General features: G+C 76.9%; 21 protein-coding genes. 13 read left to right on the top strand and 8 right to left on the bottom strand.

What is annotated here, in order from left to right:
- The first annotated feature begins 132 nt into the window (after positions 1 to 132).
- Positions 133 to 1,269, top strand: a complete 1,137-nt coding sequence (locus tag ACPCUX_RS01535) for an endonuclease/exonuclease/phosphatase family protein (protein WP_396051655.1) — start codon at positions 133 to 135, stop codon at positions 1,267 to 1,269.
- A gap of 45 nt (positions 1,270 to 1,314) precedes the next feature.
- Here the strand turns inward: ACPCUX_RS01535 and ACPCUX_RS01530 are convergent, their stop codons facing one another.
- Positions 1,315 to 2,340, bottom strand: a complete 1,026-nt coding sequence (locus ACPCUX_RS01530; RefSeq protein WP_076404841.1) for a hypothetical protein — start codon at positions 2,338 to 2,340, stop codon at positions 1,315 to 1,317.
- Positions 2,341 to 2,548: 208 nt separating this feature from the next.
- Here ACPCUX_RS01530 and ACPCUX_RS01525 point away from each other — a divergent pair, with 208 nt between their 5' ends.
- On the top strand, positions 2,549 to 3,106 hold the full coding sequence (locus tag ACPCUX_RS01525) for a dihydrofolate reductase family protein (RefSeq protein WP_211933521.1): 558 nt from the start codon (positions 2,549 to 2,551) through the stop codon (positions 3,104 to 3,106).
- A gap of 6 nt (positions 3,107 to 3,112) precedes the next feature.
- Here the strand turns inward: ACPCUX_RS01525 and ACPCUX_RS01520 are convergent, their stop codons facing one another.
- Positions 3,113 to 3,913 carry a helix-turn-helix domain-containing protein gene (locus ACPCUX_RS01520; RefSeq protein ID WP_423388033.1) on the bottom strand — a complete coding sequence of 267 codons (801 nt, stop codon included), beginning with the start codon at positions 3,911 to 3,913 and terminating at the stop codon, positions 3,113 to 3,115.
- Between the two features lie 249 nt (positions 3,914 to 4,162).
- On the opposite strand from ACPCUX_RS01520, the gene ACPCUX_RS01515 reads away from it, so the two are divergent.
- The gene (locus tag ACPCUX_RS01515; protein ID WP_051028552.1) at positions 4,163 to 5,197 is read left to right on the top strand and encodes an ABC transporter substrate-binding protein; all 1,035 of its coding nucleotides are present in this window, start codon (positions 4,163 to 4,165) and stop codon (positions 5,195 to 5,197) included.
- A complete protein-coding gene (locus ACPCUX_RS01510; protein ID WP_423388032.1) occupies positions 5,197 to 7,041 on the top strand; it encodes a siderophore-interacting protein in 1,845 nt (614 codons plus the stop codon). Before ACPCUX_RS01515 ends, ACPCUX_RS01510 begins: the two co-directional genes overlap by 1 nt.
- Positions 7,042 to 7,082: 41 nt before the next feature.
- Here the strand turns inward: ACPCUX_RS01510 and ACPCUX_RS01505 are convergent, their stop codons facing one another.
- Positions 7,083 to 8,357: an MFS transporter gene (locus ACPCUX_RS01505; RefSeq protein WP_423388031.1), complete on the bottom strand. Its 1,275-nt coding sequence runs from the start codon at positions 8,355 to 8,357 to the stop codon at positions 7,083 to 7,085.
- 95 nt (positions 8,358 to 8,452) lie between these two features.
- Here ACPCUX_RS01505 and ACPCUX_RS01500 point away from each other — a divergent pair, with 95 nt between their 5' ends.
- Both ACPCUX_RS01500 and ACPCUX_RS01495 read left to right on the top strand, forming a co-directional pair.
- Positions 8,453 to 9,355 (top strand): LysR family transcriptional regulator, encoded by a 903-nt coding sequence (locus ACPCUX_RS01500; RefSeq protein WP_423388030.1) that lies wholly within the window; start codon positions 8,453 to 8,455, stop codon positions 9,353 to 9,355.
- Positions 9,356 to 9,675: 320 nt separating this feature from the next.
- Complete coding sequence (locus ACPCUX_RS01495) at positions 9,676 to 11,301, top strand: ABC-F family ATP-binding cassette domain-containing protein (RefSeq protein ID WP_423388029.1); 1,626 nt, start codon at positions 9,676 to 9,678, stop codon at positions 11,299 to 11,301.
- A 25-nt stretch (positions 11,302 to 11,326) separates the two neighbouring features.
- Here the strand turns inward: ACPCUX_RS01495 and ACPCUX_RS01490 are convergent, their stop codons facing one another.
- Positions 11,327 to 11,866 (bottom strand): hypothetical protein, encoded by a 540-nt coding sequence (locus ACPCUX_RS01490; protein WP_051028402.1) that lies wholly within the window; start codon positions 11,864 to 11,866, stop codon positions 11,327 to 11,329.
- A 131-nt stretch (positions 11,867 to 11,997) separates the two neighbouring features.
- Between ACPCUX_RS01490 and ACPCUX_RS01485 the strand changes: the two genes are divergently transcribed.
- From ACPCUX_RS01485 to ACPCUX_RS01465, 5 genes are all read left to right on the top strand, one after another.
- The gene (locus ACPCUX_RS01485) at positions 11,998 to 12,594 is read left to right on the top strand and encodes a GNAT family N-acetyltransferase (RefSeq protein ID WP_423388028.1); all 597 of its coding nucleotides are present in this window, start codon (positions 11,998 to 12,000) and stop codon (positions 12,592 to 12,594) included.
- 33 nt (positions 12,595 to 12,627) lie between these two features.
- Positions 12,628 to 13,134: a VOC family protein gene (locus ACPCUX_RS01480; protein WP_255178875.1), complete on the top strand. Its 507-nt coding sequence runs from the start codon at positions 12,628 to 12,630 to the stop codon at positions 13,132 to 13,134.
- A 32-nt stretch (positions 13,135 to 13,166) separates the two neighbouring features.
- Positions 13,167 to 13,982: a MerR family transcriptional regulator gene (locus tag ACPCUX_RS01475; RefSeq protein ID WP_051028404.1), complete on the top strand. Its 816-nt coding sequence runs from the start codon at positions 13,167 to 13,169 to the stop codon at positions 13,980 to 13,982.
- 182 nt (positions 13,983 to 14,164) lie between these two features.
- Complete coding sequence (locus ACPCUX_RS01470) at positions 14,165 to 14,770, top strand: hypothetical protein (protein WP_232423010.1); 606 nt, start codon at positions 14,165 to 14,167, stop codon at positions 14,768 to 14,770.
- Positions 14,767 to 15,504 (top strand): glycosyltransferase family 2 protein, encoded by a 738-nt coding sequence (locus ACPCUX_RS01465; protein ID WP_114554354.1) that lies wholly within the window; start codon positions 14,767 to 14,769, stop codon positions 15,502 to 15,504. The genes ACPCUX_RS01470 and ACPCUX_RS01465 overlap by 4 nt, the downstream gene beginning before the upstream one ends.
- A 72-nt stretch (positions 15,505 to 15,576) precedes the next feature.
- On the opposite strand, the gene ACPCUX_RS01460 is transcribed toward ACPCUX_RS01465, so the two are convergent.
- The 3 genes from ACPCUX_RS01460 to ACPCUX_RS01450 form a co-directional block, all read right to left on the bottom strand.
- Positions 15,577 to 16,578, bottom strand: a complete 1,002-nt coding sequence (locus tag ACPCUX_RS01460) for an MvdC/MvdD family ATP grasp protein (RefSeq protein ID WP_137280523.1) — start codon at positions 16,576 to 16,578, stop codon at positions 15,577 to 15,579.
- A 40-nt stretch (positions 16,579 to 16,618) separates the two neighbouring features.
- Positions 16,619 to 18,100, bottom strand: a complete 1,482-nt coding sequence (locus tag ACPCUX_RS01455) for a trypsin-like serine peptidase (RefSeq protein ID WP_423388027.1) — start codon at positions 18,098 to 18,100, stop codon at positions 16,619 to 16,621.
- A gap of 175 nt (positions 18,101 to 18,275) precedes the next feature.
- On the bottom strand, positions 18,276 to 18,692 hold the full coding sequence (locus tag ACPCUX_RS01450) for a VOC family protein (RefSeq protein ID WP_034652300.1): 417 nt from the start codon (positions 18,690 to 18,692) through the stop codon (positions 18,276 to 18,278).
- A 135-nt stretch (positions 18,693 to 18,827) separates the two neighbouring features.
- Here ACPCUX_RS01450 and ACPCUX_RS01445 point away from each other — a divergent pair, with 135 nt between their 5' ends.
- On the top strand, positions 18,828 to 20,021 hold the full coding sequence (locus ACPCUX_RS01445) for a helix-turn-helix transcriptional regulator (protein ID WP_423388026.1): 1,194 nt from the start codon (positions 18,828 to 18,830) through the stop codon (positions 20,019 to 20,021).
- A gap of 95 nt (positions 20,022 to 20,116) precedes the next feature.
- The gene (locus ACPCUX_RS01440) at positions 20,117 to 21,310 is read left to right on the top strand and encodes an NAD(P)/FAD-dependent oxidoreductase (RefSeq protein ID WP_423388025.1); all 1,194 of its coding nucleotides are present in this window, start codon (positions 20,117 to 20,119) and stop codon (positions 21,308 to 21,310) included.
- Here the strand turns inward: ACPCUX_RS01440 and ACPCUX_RS01435 are convergent.
- The gene (locus tag ACPCUX_RS01435; protein WP_423388024.1) at positions 21,274 to 21,879 is read right to left on the bottom strand and encodes a DUF4334 domain-containing protein; all 606 of its coding nucleotides are present in this window, start codon (positions 21,877 to 21,879) and stop codon (positions 21,274 to 21,276) included. The genes ACPCUX_RS01440 and ACPCUX_RS01435 overlap by 37 nt on opposite strands.
- Positions 21,880 to 21,950: the final 71 nt, after the last annotated feature.

Here is a 21,950-nt window from a genome sequence, read left to right as displayed (position 1 = left end):
GCGGTCCTGCGACCGCGACCGCGCCCGCGCCCGCGGCGGCGTCCGGGACACCGGCCGCGGCCCTCCCTCCTGGTGGAGCCGGTCCGCGCCGCGCACCCACCTCGGGTCCCGGGCCGCGCGAGGGAGCCCACGATGGCGACGGTCCGGATCGGGACGTTCAACGTCGAGAACCTGTTCGAGCGGCCGCGCGCGATGGCGGGCCCGCTGACCGCGGGGAACGCGGTCCTGGCGGCGCACGCCCGGGTCAACGCCCTGATCGCCGAGGAGCGGTACGGCCCCGACGTCCGCGCCGAGATCCTGGAGCACCTGGAGACGCTCGGCCTGCTGCGCGCCGACGCCGCCGCGCTCGCGGTGCTGCGCCAGGTGCGCGGGCGGCTCGTGCGCCGCACCGGGTCGCAGGCCGCCGGGACGGCCCGCACCGAGGTGGTCGCGACCGGGCGGGGCGACTGGGTCGGCTGGGTCGACCTCGTCAAGGACCGGGTCGACGAGCTCGCGATGGCCCACACGGCGCGCGTCGTGGCCGACGTCGGTGCCGACGTCCTCGCCGTCGTCGAGGCGGAGAGCCGCGTCGCGCTCAAGCGGTTCACCGACGCGGGCGTCACCCGCTCCGGGCGCGCGCTCTACCCGCACGTCATGGTCATCGACGGCAACGACGACCGCGGGATCGACGTCGGGCTGCTCACGCGGCGGCCCTACGAGATCGGGACGGTGCGCTCCCACGTCGACGACCGGGACTCGCGCGGACGCCTCGTCTTCGGTCGTGACTGCCCCGAGTACGTCGTCGCGCTGCCGGGCGGCGGCACGCTCACCGTGCTCGTCAACCACTTCAAGTCCAAGGGGTACGGGACGCAGGCCGAGTCGGACGCGACCCGGCGCCGCCAGGCGACCCGCACCGCGGCGATCTACGCGGGCCTGCGCGCCCGCGGCGAGGAGCACGTCGTGGTCGTCGGCGACCTCAACGACACACCGGGGTCGGTGCCGCTGCGCCCGCTCCTCGAGGGGACCGACCTGCGCGACGTGAGCGTGCACCCGGACTTCCGGGGCGACGGGCGTCCCGGGACGTACGGCAACGGGACCGCGAGCCAGAAGATCGACTACGTCCTGCTCTCCCCCGCGCTGTTCGAGCGCACCGTCGGCGGGTCGGTCTTCCGCCGGGGCGTGTGGGGCGGGAAGGATGGGACCCTGTTCCCGCACTACGACACGATGACGTCGCCCGTGCACGCGGCGTCCGACCACGCCGCCCTGTGGGCCGACGTCGACCTCGCGTGACGGGCCCGACCGGGCGCCCGGGGCGATGGACGCCCGGCCGGGGCGTCAGTCCGCGCGGGCGAGGGCGATCGTCGTGGAGCCGCGCTGGCCGGCCTCGTAGAACATGTGCAGGCGGCCGTCCACCTCCACGAACGACGGCGCCGCGGCGCGCCCGTGGTCCGGCGCGGCGGACCCCGAGTCGTACAGGACCCCGAGGTGGTCCTCGCGGTCGAAGCCCGTCCCCACGCGCGCGACGTGGATGTTGCCCGAGCCCGCGTGGTAGACGACGTGGCCCCCGCCGTTGCGCGACCAGTAGTGCGCCCCGGAGACCTGGCCGCCCTCCCCGGCGGCCGGCGTGATGAGCGGCTCCGGCTTGACCTGCCAGCCGGAGGTCAGCGACTGCGACCAGCCGACGTAGATCTTGCGAGTCCCGCCGTGGTTGCCCATGAGCAGCATGACGTAGATCCCCGACTGCGTCGGGTGCGGGAAGACGCGCGCGTACGACGTCTCGCTCACGCCCGGGAGCATGTACGTCCCCACGACCCGGTTGTGGTACGTGAAGCTGCGGCCGTCGGCGGAGCTCGCGACCCGGGTCGTGTGGTTCTCGCCGTGGAAGAACAGGTAGATCCGGCGGTCCGCCGGGTTCCAGAACGCGTCGGGGCTCGACACGTGGCTCACGTCGAAGCCCGCCCACGTGCGCGGGATGATCGGGTTGGCGGGGTGCTCGCGCCACGGGCCGGTGACGGAGTCCGCGTAGGCCAGGCAGATGCCGCCCGGGGCGTCGTGCGGGGCGTAGTACATGTACCAGCGGCCGAGCGGGTTCTCGACGCGCCCGGCGACGTACCGGACCGAGGGAAAGATCAGCTCGTTCGTCGGGTTGTACCGCAACGTGCTCCGGTCGAGCGGCTGCCCGAGGTAGCGGAAGGTCGGGAAGCCGGGCACCGCCGCGTGCGCGGGCGCCGGGGCGGCGATGCCGCCCACGGTGCCGGCGAGCGTGCCGGTCGCGGTCGCCGCGCCGAGCACGACGGCACCGCGCAGGAGCGCGCGACGGGTCAGGGGACGAGGGACGGGTGGGCGAGGGTCGTCCGGCATGCTGCCTCCACGGTGAGAGAGCGGGTGGGACGGCAGCCACTCTCACGACGGCCCGTGACCAGGGTCAACACGATAATGAGAACTGCCGAACGGCCCGACGGCGGGCACCGTCCGGGAGCGGGCCGACCCGGAGGCGCCCGCCGACCGATGAGTCCGCGCGCCGCCCCGGGTCTCCCCCTCGACCGCGCAACAGGGACGAGGAGGATCCATGGCCAAGGTGATCGCCGGGGCGACGGTGTCGCTCGACGGGTTCGTGCAGGACGCCGCCGGGAGCAGCGCCGCGCTCTACGCGGACTTCGACACGCTCGTGGGCAGCGACTACATGCGCCGGCTCCAGGACGAGACCGGCGCCGTGCTCATGGGGCGACGCACGTTCGACGGCGCCGAGGACCCCGACAGCTACGCGGAGGACTACGAGTTCCAGGCGCCGATCTTCGTCGTGACGCACCACCCGCTGCCCGTCCCGCCGCGCCGCAACGAGCGGCTGTGGATCGAGTTCGTCACCGACGGGGTCGAGGAAGCGGTGCGCCGCGCCGTCGAGGCCGCCGGCGACCGCGACGTGACCTTCGTGGGCGGCGCGGACCTCTTCCGCCAGCTCCTCGCGGCGGACCTCGTCGACGAGCTCGCCGTCGACGTCATGCCGGTGCTGCTCGGCGGCGGCGTCCGGCTGTTCGACGGCGGCGTCCCCGCCACCCTGGAGAAGGTGAGCGTCGACGAGGTGGGCGTCCGCACCGCGCTGCGCTACCGGGTCGTGCGCGACCGCTGATCCGGCTCAGGCGCTCAGCCGCTCGGCGGGGCGAGCGGCCCGGGTCCCGCGTCCCGCGTCGCGCGGCGCGCGGTCGAGGACCGCCAGGGGATCCCGCGCGAGGTCGGCGACCGGCTGCCCGGTCTCCCGGCTGAGGGCGCGCAGCAGGCCGGCCCGCGTGGCGTAGCCGGCGGCGCGCGCCGCCGCGTCCAGCTGCGAGCCGCCCCGCAGCCGCGCGATCGCGACGTTGAGGTGGGCGCGCGTTCGCCAGCGCCCGAACGTGAGCCCCGTCTCCTCGACGAAGAGCCGCTGGACGTGGCGCGCGCTCGCGTGCCGTCGGTCGGCGAGCTCCTCGAGCGTCGCACCCCCGCGTCGGGCGTCCTCGACCACGGCGCGCGCGACCGGGTGCGACGGGAGCGTCAGCACGAAGTGGTCGCCCGTGACCCCGCGGAGCACCTCCTCGAGGGCCGCGCGGAACGGCGCGACCTGCTCCGGGGTCACCGGGCCCGCGCAGAGCACGGCGGTCAGGACGTCCGTGACGGCCGGCACGACGCCGAGCCGGTGCACCCGGACGGGGGGCTCGACGCCCGGCGAGAGCACCGGCCCGAGGGCCAGCGCCCCGCCCGGCAGGCGCACGGAGTGCGGCACGCCGGGGGCGAGCCACACGCTCTCGTGCGTGCGCAGGGTCAGGGGCGCGCCGTCGGCCACGAGCTCCGCGGTGCCCGCGACGACGTGGACCAGGTGCGGCTCGTCGTGCGCGTGGGTGTCGTGGCCGAGGAAGCGGACGGAGTTCTCCGGGACGACGGCGCCCAGCGCGGTCGGGGTCATGCGGCGCTCCTCTCCTCGGCCGGACCCTCCGGTCCGGCCGTCCCGCGCGACGACCTCGGACGCGTCCCGCGGCGCACCGTGCGGACGTGTGGCGCCCGGTTCTGTCGCGCCCGGTCGTGTCGCGTCCGGGAGCGTCCGTGTCATGTCCGGACACGGCACGGCGCGCAGGTGTGGTTAGCCTAACCTCGCGAGGTGCGCCCCGGTCACGCCGTGCGGCCCCCGCGTCCCTGCTCCCGAGTGCGAGGTCCCATGCTGCCGTCCCGCCGTCCCACCCGCCGCCCCCTCACCGCGCTGGCCGCGCTCGTCGCCGCCGCGACGCTCGCGCTCTCCGCGTGCTCGGGCGGCACCACCACGTCCGACGCCGGGGCGGAGGGCTCCGGAGAGCCCACCGGCTCGTCCGCAGCGGAGCGCGTCGTCGCCACGGACCAGGGCGACGTCACCGTCCCGACGGAGCCGCAGCGCGTCGTCGTGCTCAACCACGCGCTCGCCGGGTACCTCTACGCGCTCGACGTCCCGGTCCTCGCCACCGTGCCCGAGGTGACCGACGACCCCGAGCCGGCCTTCTCCCCCCTCTGGGCGCAGGAGGCCGAGGCCGACGGCACGGAGCTCCTGGAGTGGAGCGCCGACGGCTTCAACCTCGAGGCGATCCTCGCGCTCGAGCCCGACCTGATCGTCGGTGGCGGGTGGGGCTTCCCGCTCAAGCAGGCGACGGACGTCTACGACGGCCTGAGCCAGATCGCCCCGACCGTCCTCGTGAGCGGCACGTACACGACCTGGCAGGAGCAGCTCGCGTTCCTCGCGGAGGACGTGTTCGACGACGCGGCGACGTACGAGGAGCTCGCCGCCGGGTACGAGGACCGGCTCGCGGAGGTGCGCGACGCGATCACCGTGCCCGCGGGCGAGACGGCGTTCCTCGCCCGCACGGCGGAGGGCACCACGTACGCCCTCCAGGAGGGCGAGGGGCTGCCCGCGATCTTCGAGCGGCTCGGGTTCGCGGTCCAGCCGATCCAGGAGCAGACCGGAGCCGAGCCGTACACGCCGGGCGGTGACATGTTCGAGGTGTCGGCCGAGCAGGTGACGTCGGTGGTCACCGCGCCGAACGTGTTCGTCATCGGCTTCAACGGCGCGGAGGTCGACCTCGACGCGCTCGCCGCCGACCCGGTGTTCGCCGCGCTGCCGTCGTTCGCCGCCGGGACCGCGCACGAGCTGCCCACGTGGACGATCCGCAGCGACTACCACGAGGCGATGGCCCTGCTCGACGTCGTCGAGGAGCAGTTCTCCTGATGGCCCAGCACCGCCTGCGCACCCACCCCCTCGTCCTGCGGCGCGTCGAGGTCGCGCGCGTCGTCGACGTCACGCCCCGCATGCGCCGCGTGACGCTCGTCGGGCCGGAGCTCGGCGCGTTCGAGCGCGACGGCCTGCCGATGCCGGCGTTCGACGCCCCGGGGTTCGACGACCACGTGAAGCTCGTCCTCGCGTCCGACGGCGACGTCGCGTCCGCGCTGCCCGTGCAGCGCGCGCACGGCATCGACTGGCCGCCCGCGCCGAACCGGCAGGGTCGGGACTACACGCCGCGCCGCTGGGACCCGGTGGCGGGCGAGCTCGACCTCGACCTCGTGCTGCACGGCGACGGGCCCGCCGCCGCGTGGGCCGGGGCGGCGCGCCCCGGCGACGCCCTGTGGTTCGTCGGCCCCAAGGCCTCCACCGTGTGGCCCGACGACGTCGACTGGGCCCTGCTCGCGGGCGACGAGACGGCGCTGCCCGCGATCGGCCGCTTCCTCGACGAGCGTCCTGTCGACGCGCCCGTGCAGGTCGTCGTGACGGTCGGCGACGCGTCGGCGCGCCAGGACCTCGCGCTGCGCGACGGCGACACCGTCCGCTGGGTCGTCGCGCCCGAGGGCGACCGCGGCGCGCTCGGCGAGGCGGTGCGCGCGATCACGTGGTGGCCCGGGCGCGTCTACGCGTGGGCTGCGAGCGAGAGCCGGGCCCTGCTGCCGGTGCGCCGCCACCTCGCGCGCGAGCGCGGCGTGCCCCGCACGCACGTCGACGTCACCGGGTACTGGCACGCGCAGCCCGCGCCCTCGGGCGCGAGGCCGGGCGGCTCCGCGAGCAGCACCGTCGGCGACACCTCGGGCGGCGTCCCGGGCAGCACCGCGAGCGACGTGCCCGGCAGCACCGCGACCGGCACCGTCCCCGCGGCGCAGCCCGCGGGCGTGCCGTCCCCCGTGCCGTGGTTCGCGACGCGCGCCGCGCTGCAGCTTGGGCTGCTCGACGCGCTCGGCGACGGCCCGCGCGACGTCGCGGCGCTCGCCGACGCGGCCCGCGTCGCGCCCGCGGCGGTCCGGGTCCTCGTGGACGTCCTCACGGCGTCGGGGGTCGTGACCTCGGACGGTGACAAGGTGGCCCTGGCCGACGCCGGCGAGGACCTCCTCGACGACGAGCACGCGCGCGAGGAGTACGAGGGCCTGGAGGCCGACGCGGTCCTCGCGCTCGCCGCGCTCGCCCCGGCGCTGCGCGAGGACGCCCCGGCGTGGGCGCGCTCGCGCGGCCGGACCCTGCGCGCAGAGGTCGAGGCCGACGCCGACCTCGCCGCGGAGGTCGTCGAGGGCGCCGACGTCCTGCCCTACGTGCTCACCGGCCTCCCGACGTGGCCCGTGTGGTCGGGCGCGCGGTCGGTGGCCGTCGGAGGGCCGGGGGCGCTCGTCGTGGCTGACCTGCTCGCGGACGTGCCCGGTGACCGCACGACGACGCTCGTCGAGGACCCCGTGCCGCTCGCCGTCCTGCGGGAGCAGGCCGGCACGGGCTCGCCCCACGCCACGTCCGGCTCCTGGCCCGGCGCCGACCTCGCCGTGTGCGCGCTCGGGACCGGGCACCGCACCGACGACGAGGTGGTCGCGCTCCTCGCCGCGATGGGGGCGGCCGCGCTTCGGGCGGTGCTCGTCGAGGACCTCACGCCCGACGGCCTGAGCCCGCACGCGCACGAGCACGCGCTACTGTCCCTCGCGACGACGGGGTCCGGACCCCGCACGCCCGACGACGTGGCCCGGCTCGCCGCGCGCGCCGGGTGGCGCGTCGTCGGGCACGACGCCCTCGGCTGGGGCGTCGCGCGGGTCGAGCTCGCCCGCTGACCCACGGCACGGCGGGGCGGACCGCGGTCCGCCCCGCCCGCTCAGGACCGGCGTGCCAGGCCCGGCGCGGCCGCCGCGACGAGCAGCGCGGTGGCCGCCGCGAAGACGACGACCATGAGGCGCAGCGGCTCGACCGTGAGCGAGAGCCCCAGGAGCAGCACGGGGACGGCGAGCCCCAGGTACGCGACGAGGAAGACCCCCGCCAGGACCTCCCCCCGGCGGCCGGGCTCCGCCAGGGCCCCCGCCGTCGCGAGCGCGCCCCGGAAGAGGATGCCCACGCCCGCGCCCGCGACGACGGCGCTCGCCACGAACCCGGGCAGGCTCGCGGTGCCGACGGAGACGGCGAGCACGGCGAGCCCGGTGAGCGTCAGCGCGACGGCGAGCGCGACCTGGCGCCGACGGGCGAGCCGGCCCGTGGCGAGCTGCGCGACGGCGGCCGCGGCGAAGACCGCGGCCGAGACGAGCCCGGCGACGAGGCGCGACTCCTCGTGCATCACGGTCGCGAGCACGCTCGGGGTGAGGGAGGTGAAGAGGCCGAAGACCGCGAAGCCCGCGAACGCGGCGGCCGCCGCGGCGACGAAGGTGCCGCGCCCGCCGCGCGGCACGGCGACGCGCTGCGGGCGGTAGCGGTACGGGGCGGCGGCGGGCGGCACGGTCTCGGGCACGAGCGCGGCGGCGAGGACCGCCGCGGCGAGCAGGACGGCGAAGGCGACGTACGGCGTCGTGAGCGGCGCGGGCGCGGCCTGGGCGAGCAGCCCGCCGACGAGCGGTCCGAGCGCGAGGCCGCCGATGTTCGCCAGGCCCGCGACGGCGCTCGTGTCCGTCGGGCCGCCGGGCCGGGAGGCCGCGCGGAGCTCGGCGAGGTGGGCGGTCGCCGTCGCGGTGACGGCCCCGATCCCCACGCCCGAGACGAGCCGCGCGACGACGAGGCCGCCCAGACCGTCCAGCAGCAGGAACAGCACGGCCGCGACGAGCTCGGCCACGAGGCCGAGGACCAGGACGCGGCGGCGCCCGAACCGGTCGCTGAGGTGCCCGACGAGGTAGAGGCTCGCGGCGACCCCGACGGCGTACGCGGCGAAGACGACGGTCACGGCGACGGTCGGCAGGCCGTCGCGCGCCTGGTACAGCGGGTAGAGCGGCGTCGGGACCGTCGAGAACGCCATGGCCGTCGCGAACGCGAGCGCCACCACGAGGAACCCGGACCCGTGCGAGACGAGCGGCCGCGTGCGCCGCGCACGCGGCGGCCGGGAGGACCGCTGCGCGCCGTCCGGTCGCGCGGGTGCGGGGCGGGTCGGAGGTGCCGAGGTCGTCGTCATGCGTCCACCGTGCGCCTGTGCTCCTGATCGTGTCCAACGACTTGTACCGATCCTCTTGATCGATGTCAGCGATAGGACGTCGTAGGGTGAGCGGCATGGAGACGCGCCAGCTCGAGTACTTCGTCGCCGTGGCCGAGGAGCTGAGCTTCACGCGCGCCGCCGCGCGCGTCTTCGCCGTGCAGTCGAGCGTCTCGGCGGGCGTGCGCGCCCTGGAGGCCGAGCTCGGCGCCCGCCTGTTCGAGCGCACGCGGCGCTCGGTCGCGCTGACCTCGCAGGGCGAGGCGCTGCTCCCCCGGGCCCGGGCGGTGCTCGACGCCGTCGACCAGGCCCGTGCCGCCGTCGCGCCCGGGCCGCACCACGTGCGCGGCACGGTGCGGCTCGGGGTGTTCACCAACCTCGGGTACCTCGGCCTGCCGCGCACCCTCGCCGCGTTCCGGGACCGCCACCCCGGCGTGGTGCTGCGCCTCACCCCGTCGCCCGCCGGGTCCACGGGGCTGGGAGAGGACGTGCGTCGGGGCGTCGTGGACGTCGCGTTCACCGGGCTCGGGCCCGAGGACCACCCCGGTCTGCGGTACACGCGCCTCACGTCGTCGACGTTCGTCGCGGTGCTGCCCGCGGGCCACGCGCTCGCCGGGGCGCGGTCGGTGGCGCCCGGCGACCTGGCCGACGAGCACGTCGTGACGACGCCGCGCGGGTTCGGCAACCGGGTGGTCGCCGAGCGCGCGTTCGCGCACGCGGGCGTCGCGCCGCGCGCGGACACGGAGGTGGCCGACGTCGGCGACCTGCCCGCGTTCGTCGCCGCCGGGTTCGGCGTCGCGGTGGTCCCCGCGGACATGTACGAGCCCGCGCCGGGCGCGGTCGCCGTGCCGCTCGACGCACCGGAGGCGTGGTCCCTCGGGCTCGTGACGCGGCCGCACCCGGGCGCGGCCGCCGCGGCGCTCGTCGCCTCGCTCGTCGCCTCGCTCGCCACGGGCCGGGAGCAGGCTCCGGCGGGGTGACGGGCCCCCGCGCCCGCGGGCCCTGCGCCCCCAGACCCCGCCGGGCCGCGCTGCTAGCATCGGCACGTGCTCATCGAGGTCGACAGACTCTAGCCGCCGAGCCGTCGGCGGCCCGTCCCAGCGCACCCCTCGCCCCGCTCCGCCCCGTCGGAGCCCTCGTCGGCGACCCCTGCCCGGCTCGTGCCGCGGCCTCGGCGTGCCTGGACGACGCCCCACCGCTCCCGCCACCGGCGGCCCGTCCGCGCGCCCGCGCGACGACGTCCCGCCCGACCTTCCCGGCACGACCACGCCCGCGGCACCGCGGGCCGAGGAGCACACCCATGTCCACCCTGCACCGGTCCGCGGTGACGCGGACCGACCTCACGTTCGAGTGGCCCGACGGCACCGTCGCGCTCTCCCACCTCTCCGGCACGTTCGGCGCCGGCCGCACGGGCCTCGTCGGCGACAACGGTGCCGGCAAGTCGACGCTCCTGCGCCTCGTCGCCGGCCTGCTGACGCCCACGTCCGGGCGCGTGACCACCACCGGCGACGTCGCCTACCTCCCCCAGACGCTCACGCTCGGCCGCGACGCGAGCGTCGCGCGCCTGCTCGGCATCGACACCACGCTCGACGCCCTGCGCGCGATCGAGTCCGGCGACGTCGACGAGCGGCACTTCGACGCCGTCGGCGACGACTGGGACGTCGAGGCGCGCGCCGCCCAGGCGCTCGCCGAGATCGGGCTCGACGGCGTCGGCCTCGACCGGCGCGTCGGCGAGCTGTCCGGCGGCGAGGCGATGCTCGTCGCGATCAGCGGCCTGCGCGTGCGGCGCAGCGCGATCACGCTGCTCGACGAGCCGACGAACAACCTCGACCGCGCCACCCGGGCCCGGCTCGCCGCGCTCGTCGACGACTGGCCCGGGGCTCTCGTCGTCGTGAGCCACGACCTGGAGCTGCTCGAGCACGTCGACGAGACCGCCGAGCTGCACGCGGGCACGCTGACCACGTTCGGTGGCCCGTACAGCGCGTGGCGCGCGCAGCTGGAGGTCGACCAGGCCGCGGCGGCGCAGGCCGCGCGGAGCGCCGAGCAGACCCTGCGCGCCGAGAAGCGCCAGCGCGTCGAGGCCGAGACCAAGCTCGCGCGCCGCGAGCGGACGGCGCGGACCGCCCAGGCGAACCGCACCGGGTCACGCATCTCCATGGGGCTGCGCGCGTCCGCGGCCCAGGTCTCGGCGGGCTCGATGCGCCAGGGCCTGGACGCCAAGGTCCAGGCCGCGCAGCAGGCGCTCGACGCGGCGGCGGCCCGGGTGCGCGACGACGAGCACGTGCACCTCGTGCTGCCGGACCCGGACGTCCCGCGCGGCCGTCGGCTCGCCGAGCTGCACGGGACGAACCGCACGGTCGTCGTCCAGGGGCCCGAGCGGGTCGCGCTCGTGGGGGCCAACGGCACCGGCAAGACGACGCTCCTGGAGAACCTGCTCGGCGGGCGCGCGCCCGAGCCAGGACGCGCCGGCGGGACGCTCCTCACCGACCGGGTCGGCTACCTCCCGCAGCGGCGCGACGGGCTCGACGACGCGCGCAGCGCGCTCGACACCGTCCGCGACGGCGCCCCGGGCGTCGCGCCGGGCACGGTCCGCAACCACCTCGCGCGCCTGCTCCTGCGCGGGTCGGCCGTCGACCGCCCGGTGGGCACGCTGTCGGGCGGCGAGCGGTTCCGCGTCGCGCTCGCGCGGCTCCTGCTCGCCGACCCGCCCGCGCAGCTCCTCGTGCTCGACGAGCCGACGAACGACCTCGACGTGCGCAGCGTCGAGCGGCTCGTCGAGGCGTTGTCGGGCTACGCGGGCGCGCTGCTCGTGGTGAGCCACGACGACGGGTTCCTCGCCCGCCTCGGGGTCGACGTGCGGCTCGAGCTCGACCGGGACGGCGCGCTCCACGAGGTGGCGCCGGGCGCGGAGCACGCGGCCCGCTGAGCGCCGGTCCGGGGCGGCCGGGCCGTCAGGGCAGGTCGGGTGCGGCCCGCACGACGGCGGCCATCGCGGCGGTCGCCGCGGCGTCGGCGTCGGCGTGCCGCCAGCCCGGGCTCACGACCCGCGCGTGGTCGTTGAGCGCGGCGAGCACGTCGAGCACCGCGACGCCCAGGGCCCGCGCATGAGGTGTGAGGCCGCCGCGGATCTTCAGCTGGCCGAGCACGATCGCGATCTGCGCGCGGGCCTCGGCCGCGAGCGCCGCCTCGTCGACGTCGCCGCCGCGGAGCCGGTCCGCGGCACCCTGCCGCCCGGACGCCCAGACGTCCTCGGGGACCCCGAGGTCCCACGCCGCCAGGAGGCCGTCGACGAAGGCGGGCAGCGCGTCGTCGCGCCCGTCGGCGGCGTACCACTCCTCGAGGTCGCGCAGCGCGTCGTGCCCGGCGTCGTTGCCGAACGGCGCGAGGTCCTCGCCCTCGTCGTAGAACGGCTCCGGCGCGAGGGACACGAAGGCGGGGTGGCTCGTCGCGGGCGACAGACCCTCGTCGGGGTCGTCGAGGAACAGCGTCATGGGGGCGACCCTAGACCGGCGCGGGCCGTGCCGTCGCACGCGCCCGTCGTCGGGGCCGCCGCCCGGGCCGACGCTCCCGCGCCGCGGGAATCCCCTCGATGCGCAGGCCACGCACGTGCCAGGGTGGGCGCATGACCGACGCCACCGACGTGCGCCCCGACGCCCTCGAGCGGGTCACGTGGCCCGTGCGGACCGCTCGCCTGACGCTGCGCCGCGCCCGGCCGGACGACGCGGACGCGTTGTTCGCCTACCGCGGCCTGCCCGAGGTGGACCGGTGGCTCACGCAGCGGTTCACCGCGGTCGAGGAGTGGCGCGAGCACCACGCCGAGCCGGGCCGGCTCGCGACGACGCTCGTCGTGGAGCGCGGGGGTGCCGTGGTCGGGGACCTCTACCTCGCGGTGCGCGACGGGTGGGCGCAGCGCGACGTCGTCGACCGCCCGCACGACGACGAGGCGGAGATCGGCTGGGTGCTCGACCCGGCGCACCAGGGGCAGGGCTACGCGACCGAGGCCGTGCGGGCGCTGCTGCGGGTGTGCTTCGAGGACCTGGGGCTGCGGCGCGTCGTGGCGAGCGCGTTCCTCGCGAACGAGCCGTCGTGGCGGCTCATGGAGCGCGTGGGGATGCGGCGCGAGGGCGTGGGGGTGCGCGACTCCCTGCACCGGGACCTGGGCTGGGTCGACGGCGTCGTGTACGCGCTGCTGGCCGACGAGGCGCGCGCGGGCGCTTGACCCTGACGCGACGTCAGGGCGCAGGCTGCCCGCATGACCGACACGTTCCCCGCCTTCGACCTCTCCCCCGTCCCCGCCCCGGGGCCTGACGCAGTCGCCCCGGAGCCGTTCCGCGGCATCTACGGGATGCCGCAGTTCGTGACCGTCCCGACGGACGACCTCGCGGCGTCCGTCGAGCTCTGGACGCGCGGGCTCGGGTTCTTCGACCTGTTCTCCGTGCCGGGCGGCATGGTGCACCTGCGCCGCTGGGCGTTCCAGGACGTGCTCCTCGTCCCGGGCACCCCCGCGCCCGACCTGCCGGCCCTGACGGTGAGCTTCTCGTGCGTGCTGTCGCAGGTCGACGCGATCGTCGCCGCGTGCGAGGCCGTGACGCCCGGCTGCACGACGGGCCCGCGCGAGATGCCGTGGGGGTCCGTCGAGGTGGAGGTCCGCACGCCGGAGAACGCGCGCGTCGTCATGACGGCGGCGCGCCCGTTCGTCGCCGGGAGCGACTCCGCCCGGTTCATGGAGGGCATCGGGATCGAGGCGCCCGCCCCGTGAGCAACGCGGCTCCGCGGTGGACACTGGGTCACGTGACCACCGACCCGACGCCCGGCCGCGTCGCCCACCCGCTGACGGTCGGCGACGCGGCCGCGGCCGCGGGCGTCACCGTCCGCACGCTGCACCACTGGGACGCGGTCGGGCTCGTGCGCCCCTCGGCACGCACCCCGGCGGGCTACCGGCTCTACGCGGCGGCCGACGTCGCGCGGCTGCGGCGGGTGGTGGCGTACCGGGAGCTGGGCGTGGCGCTCGAGGACGTCCCGCCGCTCCTCGACGCGACCGGCGCCGAGGCGGTGGACGCGCTGCGCAGGCACCGGGCGCTGCTCGGGGAGCGGATCGCCCGGATGGAGCGCACCGCCCGCGCGCTGGACCGCCTCGTCGCGGCGCGCGAGCGCGGGCTCCTGCTCACGCCCACCGAGCAGGTCGCGCTGTTCGGGGAGGGCTGGGACCCCGCGTGGCCCGGGCAGGCGCGCGAGCTCTGGGGCGACACCGCGCAGTGGGCGCAGTACGCCGAGCGGTCGGCGGAGCGCACGCCCGAGGACTGGCAGCGCCTGGCCGACGACGTCGCGGCCCTGGAGGCCGACCTCGCGGCGGCGTGCCGCGAGGGTGTCGACCCGGCCACGCCGAGGGCGGCCGCCCTCGCCGAGCGGCACCGCGCCTCGATGGGCGCGCACTTCGACTGCCCGCCCGCGCGGCACGTGTGCCTCGCGCGGCGGTTCGTCGACGACGCCGGGTTCCGTGCCCACTACGACGGCCTCGCCCCCGGCCTGGCCGCGTGGCTCCGCGCCGCGGTCGAGGCGAACGCGCGCTCCCGGGGCGTGGACCCGGCGACCGCGACCTGGGACTGACCCCCTGCGCCGTGCCGCAGGGGCACGGCGGACGGGCGCGCGCGACGGACACGTCGGGGGCGCGACGACGAGCGCGGCGGGAGGCGCCACCACGAGCGCTCCCGGCGGACGGGCGTGCGAGCGCGACGCCGGGGTGTGACGCTGTGATCCCCGCCGCCGCACCACCCTCCCAGGAGCACCGCATGCCCGCCACCCCCGCCCCCACGGCGGGCCCCTCCCTCGCCGCCCCGGCACGCGGCGCGATCCTCGCGGGCGACGCGGTCCGGGCCGGGGCCGCGCTCAGCGTCGTCGCGGCCGGCGCGACGCTCGACGGCGTCGGCGTCGCGCTGTTCCTGCTCGTGCTCGGCGGGACGATGGTGCCGCGCGCCCTCGGGGTGACCGGCGTGCTCGACGTCGGCTACGGGGCCGCGCTGCTCGCCTCCGCCTGGGCCGCCCAGCTCGAGTGGTACCGCGCGGTGCCGTGGCTCGACCTGCCCGTGCACGCCGTGTGCACCGGTCTGATCGCGGCGCTCGCGACGGTGACGCTCGTCCGGGTCGGGGCGCTGCCCGCCCCGCACGCCGACGCCCGGCCGTGGCGCACGGGCGTCGTCGTGGTGACGACGGGCCTCGGGGCGGTCCTCGCGATCCTGTGGGAGCTCGGCGAGTGGGCCGGGCACACGTTCCTCGACGACCGGATCGGCGTCGGCTACGGCGACACCGTCACCGACCTCGCGACGGGGCTGCTCGGCTCGGTCGTCGCCGGGGTCCTCCTCGCGCGCGGCACCGCCGCCCGGGAGCACCGGCCGTGACGCCCCGCACCGCCCCGACCGTGTCGGTCGTCGTCCCGGTCCGCGACGACGCCGCCGCGCTCGACCGCTGCCTGGCGCGCATCGCGCGGCAGACCGTCGCGCCGCTCGAGGTCGTGGTCGTCGACAACGCGTCGCGCGACGACTCCGCGCTCGTCGCGCGCCGCTGGGGCGCCGTCGTCGTGCGCGAGGACCGCGTCGGCATCCCGGCCGCCGCCGCGACCGGGTACGACGCCGCGCGGGGCGACGTCATCGCGCGGCTCGACGCCGACTCGCTCCCCGACCCGGGGTGGGTGCAGCGCGTCGTGGACCGCATGGCCGCCGACCCGACGCTCGACGCGATGACCGGCACGGGCACGTTCGACGACCTGCCGCGCGGGGCGCGCGCCGCCGTGGCGATCGTCTACCTCGGCGCGTACTACGTGCTGTGCCACCTCGCGCTCGGCCACACCGCGCTCTGGGGCTCGTGCATGGCCCTGCGCCGCTCGGCGTGGACCGCCGTGCGCGACGCCGTCGTGCGCGACGACCCCGAGGTGCACGACGACCTCGACCTGTCGTTCCGCCTCGGCCCGGGCCGGCGCACGGTGCTCGACCGGTCGTGGCGCGTCGGGGTGTCGGCGCGCTCGCTGCGCGGACGACGCCAGCGACGTCGCCGCATGGACCGCGCGTGGCGCACGCTGCGCGTCAACTGGGCGGTCGCGCCACCGTGGGAGCGGTGGCGCGACCGCTGGCGCTGACGCGCACGGACATCGCCCAGCCGGCGACGGGCCGGTGACCGGCCGACGACGGGCCGTCGACAGGCCGAGCGCTCAGTCCGCGCTGCCGCGCCAGGTGCGCCGCCGCGTCGCGCCCGGTGCCTCCTCGCGGTCGAGACGGGCCAGCAGTGCCGCGAGCGCCGCGGCGATCGGCTGCCCGGTCGCGTACTCGACGAACAGCCACTGCCCGGCCGGGTTGATCTCGAGGAACACGTAGTCGCCCTCGGGCGTGCGGCGCAGGTCGACCGCGCCGTACCAGAGGCCGAGCACCTCCATGAGCCGCAGGAGCGCGGTGGCGACGTGCTCGGGGAGGTCGTGCACGGACGTCGGGCAGTGGTGGGTGTCGACGCGGAAGTCGTACGCGTACGCCGACTCCTCGGTGCGCAGCTCCGCCGCGAACAGCTCCGTGCCGACGATCGTCACGCGCACGTCCGACCCCGCGACGGCCTCCTGGAAGATGACCGGCGCGTACCGCACGCTCTCGATGAGCGCGAGGTCCGAGTCCCGCACGGGGCGGGTCTCGCGCCACGTCGCGGGCGTGCCGCTGAACGGCTTGAAGATCACCCGTCCCGGTTCCCGGTGCAGGAACTCCCGGGCGCGGGCGGGGTCGTTCGTCATGCACGTGCGCGGAACGCGCAGCCCGAGCCGTGCGGCGACCTGGAGCTGCCACATCTTGCGGGAGCCGGCCTCGTCGCGGTCCGGGTCGTTGACCCAGGTCGCGGGCAGGCACGACCACAGCCCGGAGACCGCCGCGGCGACCTCGCCGTGGGCGAAGCCGCGGTCCTGGGCGGAGCGCAGGTCGTCGTGCAGCGCGAACGGCTGCGGTCGGCGCCACCACACGGCGCGCAGCGTGGTGGTGTCCACCGCGCTCACGCCCTCGGCGCTCGTGTCGACCCAGTCGGCGCGCCACCCGGCGGCGTCCTGGGTCGAGGTCAGCGCCACGTCGCGGGGCGCGTGCCCCGTGTCGAGGAGCGCGTGGCGCGCGCCGAGCGCGTCCAGGTGGCGGACGACCTCCGTGGTGTGGAGGTCGTCCGCGTGCGACACGATGCCGATCATCGCGGTCTCCCGGTCCGGTCCGTGGGCGAGGTCGCCCGGGTCACTGCCCCGCCTGGAGCGCGGCGAGCGTCGCCTCGACGGCCTCGAGGGTCGCGCGCGCCTCGGCGACGGCCTCGACGAGCGCGCCGACGACGTCGACCGCCTCGCCCGGACCGTCCTCGTCCACGAGCGACTCCGCGCCCTGGACGAACGGCCGCGCCCCGGCGAGCGCGCCCGCCTGCACGAGCCGCCCGATCACGGGGTTGACCACGGGGTCGAAGAGGTCGCCGGGGTCGACGATCCCCTCCTGGAGCGTGTCGCCGGGTCCGGAGCCGACGTCACCCGCGAGCCCGGTGCCGACGGGGTTGTCCGCGGCGAAACGGGTGTCGCCCTGGAAGACCGAGTCGAGGGCGCGCGGCGTGCCGCCCTGGTCCCGGAGGAACGACGTCCCGATCTGGTCGGCGACCGTGTGCGAGTCGGCCTGCCGGATCGTCAGCACGTCGACGGCGCGGGCCGTGTCGGCGCCCAGGAGCGTGCCGACCTGGTCGGCGGCCTTCACGGTCGCGATGACGTCCTGCGCGAGGGACGTGAAGCCGTCGTCGGCGGTCGCGGTGCGCGCCCCGTGGGGCAGGGCCTGGAGCGTCGGCGACACCGCGCGGATGCCCGCGATCGCCGTGCCGAAGTTCGACCCGGTCCCGGCCGCGTTGCAGCCACCGTTCGTGTGGACGCCGACGAGCTCGCCCGCGGGCCCGAGGATCCCGGACCCGGAGTTGCCACCGAGCGTGTCGATGTCGTCGTAGCGGACCTGGTTCGTCGTGACGACCGTCGCCGGGCCGGCCTCGACGCGCTTGGGCATCCCGGCGGGGTGGCCGATGATCGCGAGCATGTCGCCCACGGCCGGGTTGGCGGTGGCCACGGCCGTGAACCCGTAGGTGCTGCCCGGGTTGCCGCCCACGCGCACGACGGCCATGTCGAGGCCGCCGAGCCGGTACTCGACGAGCGCGACGATCGGGAAGCTCTGCTCGGTGCGCAGGACACCGGACGGGTCCACCTGGAAGAGCACGTTGATGTGCATGCTCGTCGCGATCTGCTGCGGCGTGAGGACCTGCATCGACCCGTTCTGCCGGGGCAGGACCCAGCCGTCGGCGCTCTGGTCGAACAGGTGACCGCACGTGAGGACGAGGTCGGGCGCGATCAGGGTGCCGCTCCCCCAGCGCACGCCGTCGACGTTGCCGGGATTGGTGAAGACGCCGCCGAGCCCTGCGTTCCACTGGACCTGCACGGCCTGCTTCTGGTGGGCGTCCACGTACGCGCGCGTGACGCCGAGCGTGCCGTCGTACTGCTCGACGGGCTGGGAGTCGTCGGTCGCGCCGCAGATGGACTCGAGCATCTCCGCGTACGTGGGCTCGTCGCCCGCGATGGACTCGAGCGTCAACGGGATGCGTTCGGGCAGCGGCGGGTACAGCGCGTCGACGGTGTCGGGCGTCTGCGGCACCTCGCGCCGGCTCGGCTTCCGCGGTGCCGACTTCTTGCTTCCGGGCATGGGTTCCCCCTCGGTTCGGTCCCCCTGCACCTGGAGGGAGGCCCCTGTGCCTCGGCACGTACACCGCGCCCCTCTCGCGCCCGAGCACGGGACCGGCGACCGGATCCGGGGAGATCCGGTCGCCCGTCCCGTGCTCGCCGGTGGACGTTGCCGGCCGGTGGCCGGTGGCCCAGGGTCAGCGGGGCGCTGCGACGTCCAGGACCCAGGTCACGCCGAAGCGGTCGGTGAGCATGCCGTACGCGGGCGCCCAGTCCGACGACGCGAGCGGCGCGACGACGGTCGAGCCGTCGACGAGCGCGTCCCAGTAGCCGCGGACCTCCTCGACGTCGTCGCCGCGCACGGACACGAAGAACGGCGCCTCGCCCGGGCTCCACGGCCGGTCGGAGGGGACGTCGTAGGCCATGACGCGGAACCCGCTCGGGGCGCTGACCTGGCCCCAGACGACGAGGTCGGCGGCCGCCGGGTCGGCGGCCTGGCCGAGGTCGCCGTACGTGGTGACGACGAGCTCGCCCCCGAACACGGACCGGTAGAGCTCGAGCGCGGCACGGGCGTCGCCGCGGAAGTTGAGGTGCGGGGTGGTCTGGACGGACATGGGCTCTCCTCGGGAGGCTCGTGGCCCGCGACGGTCGCCGGGGGCCGTGCGCCGGGCCGACGACCCGTGCGCACCCCACGACTCTCGCGCTCCATCAGGACGGATGGTGTCCGCATTCTGCGCGAGCATGGAGCCATGACCGAGACGTCGCGCCGCACCCTCCTGCTCCTCGCGCTGCTCCAGGCGCGCCCGGACCGCACGGGGCCCGAGCTCGCCGCCCGCCTCGGCGTCGACGCCCGCACGGTGCGGCGCGACGTCGACCGGCTGCGCGAGCTCGGCTACCACGTCGTCGCGACGCGGGGACGCGTGGGCGGCTACCGTCTCGACGCGGGCGCCGAGCTCCCGCCGCTCCTGTTCGACGACGAGCAGGTCGTGGCCCTGGCCGTCGCGCTGCGGACGGTCACCGCGAGCGGCGTCGGCGACGACCTCGCGGAGGCGTCCGTCCGGGCGCTCACGACGGTCCGGCAGGTGCTGCCCGCCCGGCTGCGGCACCGCGTCGACGCGGTCGACGTCACGACCGTCGCCCCGACACCTGGGCGCCCGGCTGTCCGGGTCGACCTCGACGTCCTGCTCGCCGTGAGCGCGGCGGCGCGCCGCCGGGAGGTGCTGCGCTTCGACTACGCGACCGTGGCGCTCGACGCGCCACCGGAGGCGACCCCCGACGCGAACCCGGACGCGAGCCCCGGCGCGGCATCCGGGACGGTGCAGCCCGACGACCCGCGCACCGGCCCCCGGCCGCCCCGCCGCGCCGAGGTGCACCACGTCGTCGTGCACGACGGGCGCTGGTACGCCGTGGCGTGGGACCTCGACCGCGACGACTGGCGCACCTTCCGGCTCGACCGGATGACGCCGCGCACGCCGACGGGACCACGCTTCGTCGCGCGCGAGGTGCCCGGCGGCGACGTCGGCGCGTTCGTCGCGGCGCGCTTCACGGGCGCCGTCGCGGGCGCCGTCGCGGGCCCTGTGCCGTCCGCCGGCAGCACGGCGACAGGCAGCACGGCGACGGGCAGCGCGGCGCAGCAGGCCTCGGGCGCGGCGGTGACGTCCAGGAACCCGGAAGCCCGGGAGACACCGGCCGCGCGGTGGCCGTGCCAGGGCTGGGCCGAGCTCGCCGCCCCGGCACGCGCGGTCGCGCCGTTCGTCGAGGACGGCACGGTCGAGGCCGTGGGCGCGGAGCACTGCCGGGTCACGCTCGGGTCGTGGTCGTGGGTGGCGCTCGCGGCCCGGGTCGCGGCCTTCGACGCCGACGTGCTCGCCGCGGGCCCGGCCGACCTCGTCGCCGCGTGCGACGCCGTCGCCCGGCGCCTCGGCGCAGTCGCCGGGCGGTGACCCCGGCGCACCCGAGACGCTGCGCCGTCGGCGAGGCGAGCCCACTGACCCGGCCGTAGCGTGGAGCGACCCGCCCCCGGCAGATCGGACCCGCCATGAACGCACCGGCACGCCACGACGTGCTCGTCCTCGGCGGCGGCAACGCCGGGCTCTCGCTCGCCGGGCGCCTGCGCCGCGACGGCTGCCCCGACGTCGCCGTCGTCGACCCACGCACCACGCACCAGTACCGGCCGCTGCTCTCCTACGTCGCGTCGGGCATGGCGACCCTCGACGACCTCACGCGGCCGCAGGAGGACGTCGTGCCCGACGGCGTGCGCGTCTACCCCGACCGCGTCGTCAGCGTCGATCCCGAGCGCTCGCTCGTGCACCTCGCGGGCGGGCGCACGCTCGGCTACGGGGACCTCGCGGTCTGCCCGGGGTCGGAGGTCGACTGGGACGCCGTGCCCGGCGCCGAGCAGGCGATGGGCACGCCGTTCGCCGCGACGAGCTACCTGCCCGACCTCGCGCCGAAGACGTGGGAGCTGCTGTCGTCGCTCACCTCCGGCACGGTGGTGTTCGCGATCTCGGACCGGCACGTGCCGTGCTTCCCCGTGGGCCTCAAACCGCTGTTCGTCGCCGCCGACCACTGGCGCCGCACCGGCGTCCTCGACGCGATCCGGGTCGAGCTCGCGGTCGAGTCGCCGCGCCTCGTCGACGACCCGCGCGCGGAGCCCGCGCTGCGCGCCGCCGCGCGGCGCTACGGCGTGCGGGTGCGCACCGCGACGTCGCTCGTGTCCGTCGACGCGACCCACCGCACCGTCCGGCTCCGCGGGCCGCACGGGACCGACGAGGTCTCCTACGACGCGCTCTACGTCGCGCCGCCGCACCGCGCCCCGGCGTGGGTCGCCGCGAGCGGGCTCGCGACCCCCGAGAGCGACGGGTTCGTCGCGGTCGACCCCGAGACCCTCCAGCACGTCGCGCACCCGCGCGTCTGGGGGCTCGGCGACGCCGCGGCGGTCGACGCGATGCCGTCGGGCGGCGCCCTGCGCCGGCAGGTGCCCGTCGTGGCGCGCAACATCCAGGCCCGACGGCGCGGCACCCCGATGCAGCGCTACGACGGCTACTCGGTCGCGCCCGTCACGACGTCGCGCGACCGCCTCCTCCTCGCGGAGTTCGACCGGGACCGTCGGCCCGACCCGGGGTTCGGCGTCGTCGACCTCGCGCGCCCGCGCCGCAGCCTGCTGCTGTTCGACCGCTACCTGCAGCCCACGATCTACTGGCGGCGGCTGCTCCAGGGCAAGGTGTCCTGACCCGCGGCACGCCGCAGCACGAAGAAGAACGGGCGGCCCATGCCGCGCGCCTCCATGCACCCCACGAGCGTGTCGTCTCCGACGGCGCGCAGCGCGTCCTCGACCGGGAGCGCGTCGTAGGTCATCGCCGCGGTTACCACGCCCCGGTGCACGACGGCGCGCACCCGGGCCCGGGGCGACCGCGTCCGGGTGAGCGGCAGCAACGCCCGCACGACCCGGGCGACCGGCGGTCGGCGCAGCGCCGGGGCCGCCCGCAGCACGAGCGGGAGCGGCACGAACGCGGGGTTGACGTCCACGAGGCAGCGACCCGCGCCGTCGAACAGGAGGGGGTGCGCGTCGCCGCCGGGCTCGAACCGCTTGCCCGCCCAGCCCAGCGCCTCGAGCGCGCCGTCGAGCACGTGCCCCGTCGGCAGCCCGGACCCCCACCAGAACCCCGGGAGCGCCTCGCCGTCGACGGGCGCGAGCGTGTCGAAGAACGCGAGCGCCCCTGCCGTCGTCGTGCCGCGCGCGAGGTCGTCGAGCGTGCCGGACGGCACGCGCACCTGCTGCGGGGCGTCGGGGTCGGCCATGCGTCGCTCCTCGGTCGTCCGGGCGGGACCGTCGTCCCGATCCTCGCGCGCGGCGCGGGACGACGCCCGTC

It is taken from the genome of Cellulosimicrobium sp. AB352 (assembly GCF_049538415.1).
Lineage (GTDB): Bacteria > Actinomycetota > Actinomycetes > Actinomycetales > Cellulomonadaceae > Cellulosimicrobium > Cellulosimicrobium funkei.
This window is presented reverse-complemented; position numbering and strand designations above follow the sequence as displayed.

Excerpts from the sequence above, each read along its gene's own strand:
- ACPCUX_RS01535 (WP_396051655.1), top strand. The coding sequence starts at position 133 with ATGGCGACGGTCCGGATCGGGACGTTCAACGTCGAGAACCTGTTCGAG.
- ACPCUX_RS01530 (WP_076404841.1), bottom strand. The coding sequence starts at position 2,340 with ATGCCGGACGACCCTCGCCCACCCGTCCCTCGTCCCCTGACCCGTCGC.
- ACPCUX_RS01525 (WP_211933521.1), top strand. The coding sequence starts at position 2,549 with ATGGCCAAGGTGATCGCCGGGGCGACGGTGTCGCTCGACGGGTTCGTG.
- ACPCUX_RS01520 (WP_423388033.1), bottom strand. The coding sequence starts at position 3,913 with ATGACCCCGACCGCGCTGGGCGCCGTCGTCCCGGAGAACTCCGTCCGC.
- ACPCUX_RS01515 (WP_051028552.1), top strand. The coding sequence starts at position 4,163 with ATGCTGCCGTCCCGCCGTCCCACCCGCCGCCCCCTCACCGCGCTGGCC.
- ACPCUX_RS01510 (WP_423388032.1), top strand. The coding sequence starts at position 5,197 with ATGGCCCAGCACCGCCTGCGCACCCACCCCCTCGTCCTGCGGCGCGTC.
- ACPCUX_RS01505 (WP_423388031.1), bottom strand. The coding sequence starts at position 8,357 with ATGACGACGACCTCGGCACCTCCGACCCGCCCCGCACCCGCGCGACCG.
- ACPCUX_RS01500 (WP_423388030.1), top strand. The coding sequence starts at position 8,453 with ATGGAGACGCGCCAGCTCGAGTACTTCGTCGCCGTGGCCGAGGAGCTG.
- ACPCUX_RS01495 (WP_423388029.1), top strand. The coding sequence starts at position 9,676 with ATGTCCACCCTGCACCGGTCCGCGGTGACGCGGACCGACCTCACGTTC.
- ACPCUX_RS01490 (WP_051028402.1), bottom strand. The coding sequence starts at position 11,866 with ATGACGCTGTTCCTCGACGACCCCGACGAGGGTCTGTCGCCCGCGACG.
- ACPCUX_RS01485 (WP_423388028.1), top strand. The coding sequence starts at position 11,998 with ATGACCGACGCCACCGACGTGCGCCCCGACGCCCTCGAGCGGGTCACG.
- ACPCUX_RS01480 (WP_255178875.1), top strand. The coding sequence starts at position 12,628 with ATGACCGACACGTTCCCCGCCTTCGACCTCTCCCCCGTCCCCGCCCCG.
- ACPCUX_RS01470 (WP_232423010.1), top strand. The coding sequence starts at position 14,165 with ATGCCCGCCACCCCCGCCCCCACGGCGGGCCCCTCCCTCGCCGCCCCG.
- ACPCUX_RS01460 (WP_137280523.1), bottom strand. The coding sequence starts at position 16,578 with ATGATCGGCATCGTGTCGCACGCGGACGACCTCCACACCACGGAGGTC.
- ACPCUX_RS01455 (WP_423388027.1), bottom strand. The coding sequence starts at position 18,100 with ATGCCCGGAAGCAAGAAGTCGGCACCGCGGAAGCCGAGCCGGCGCGAG.
- ACPCUX_RS01450 (WP_034652300.1), bottom strand. The coding sequence starts at position 18,692 with ATGTCCGTCCAGACCACCCCGCACCTCAACTTCCGCGGCGACGCCCGT.
- ACPCUX_RS01445 (WP_423388026.1), top strand. The coding sequence starts at position 18,828 with ATGACCGAGACGTCGCGCCGCACCCTCCTGCTCCTCGCGCTGCTCCAG.
- ACPCUX_RS01440 (WP_423388025.1), top strand. The coding sequence starts at position 20,117 with ATGAACGCACCGGCACGCCACGACGTGCTCGTCCTCGGCGGCGGCAAC.
- ACPCUX_RS01435 (WP_423388024.1), bottom strand. The coding sequence starts at position 21,879 with ATGGCCGACCCCGACGCCCCGCAGCAGGTGCGCGTGCCGTCCGGCACG.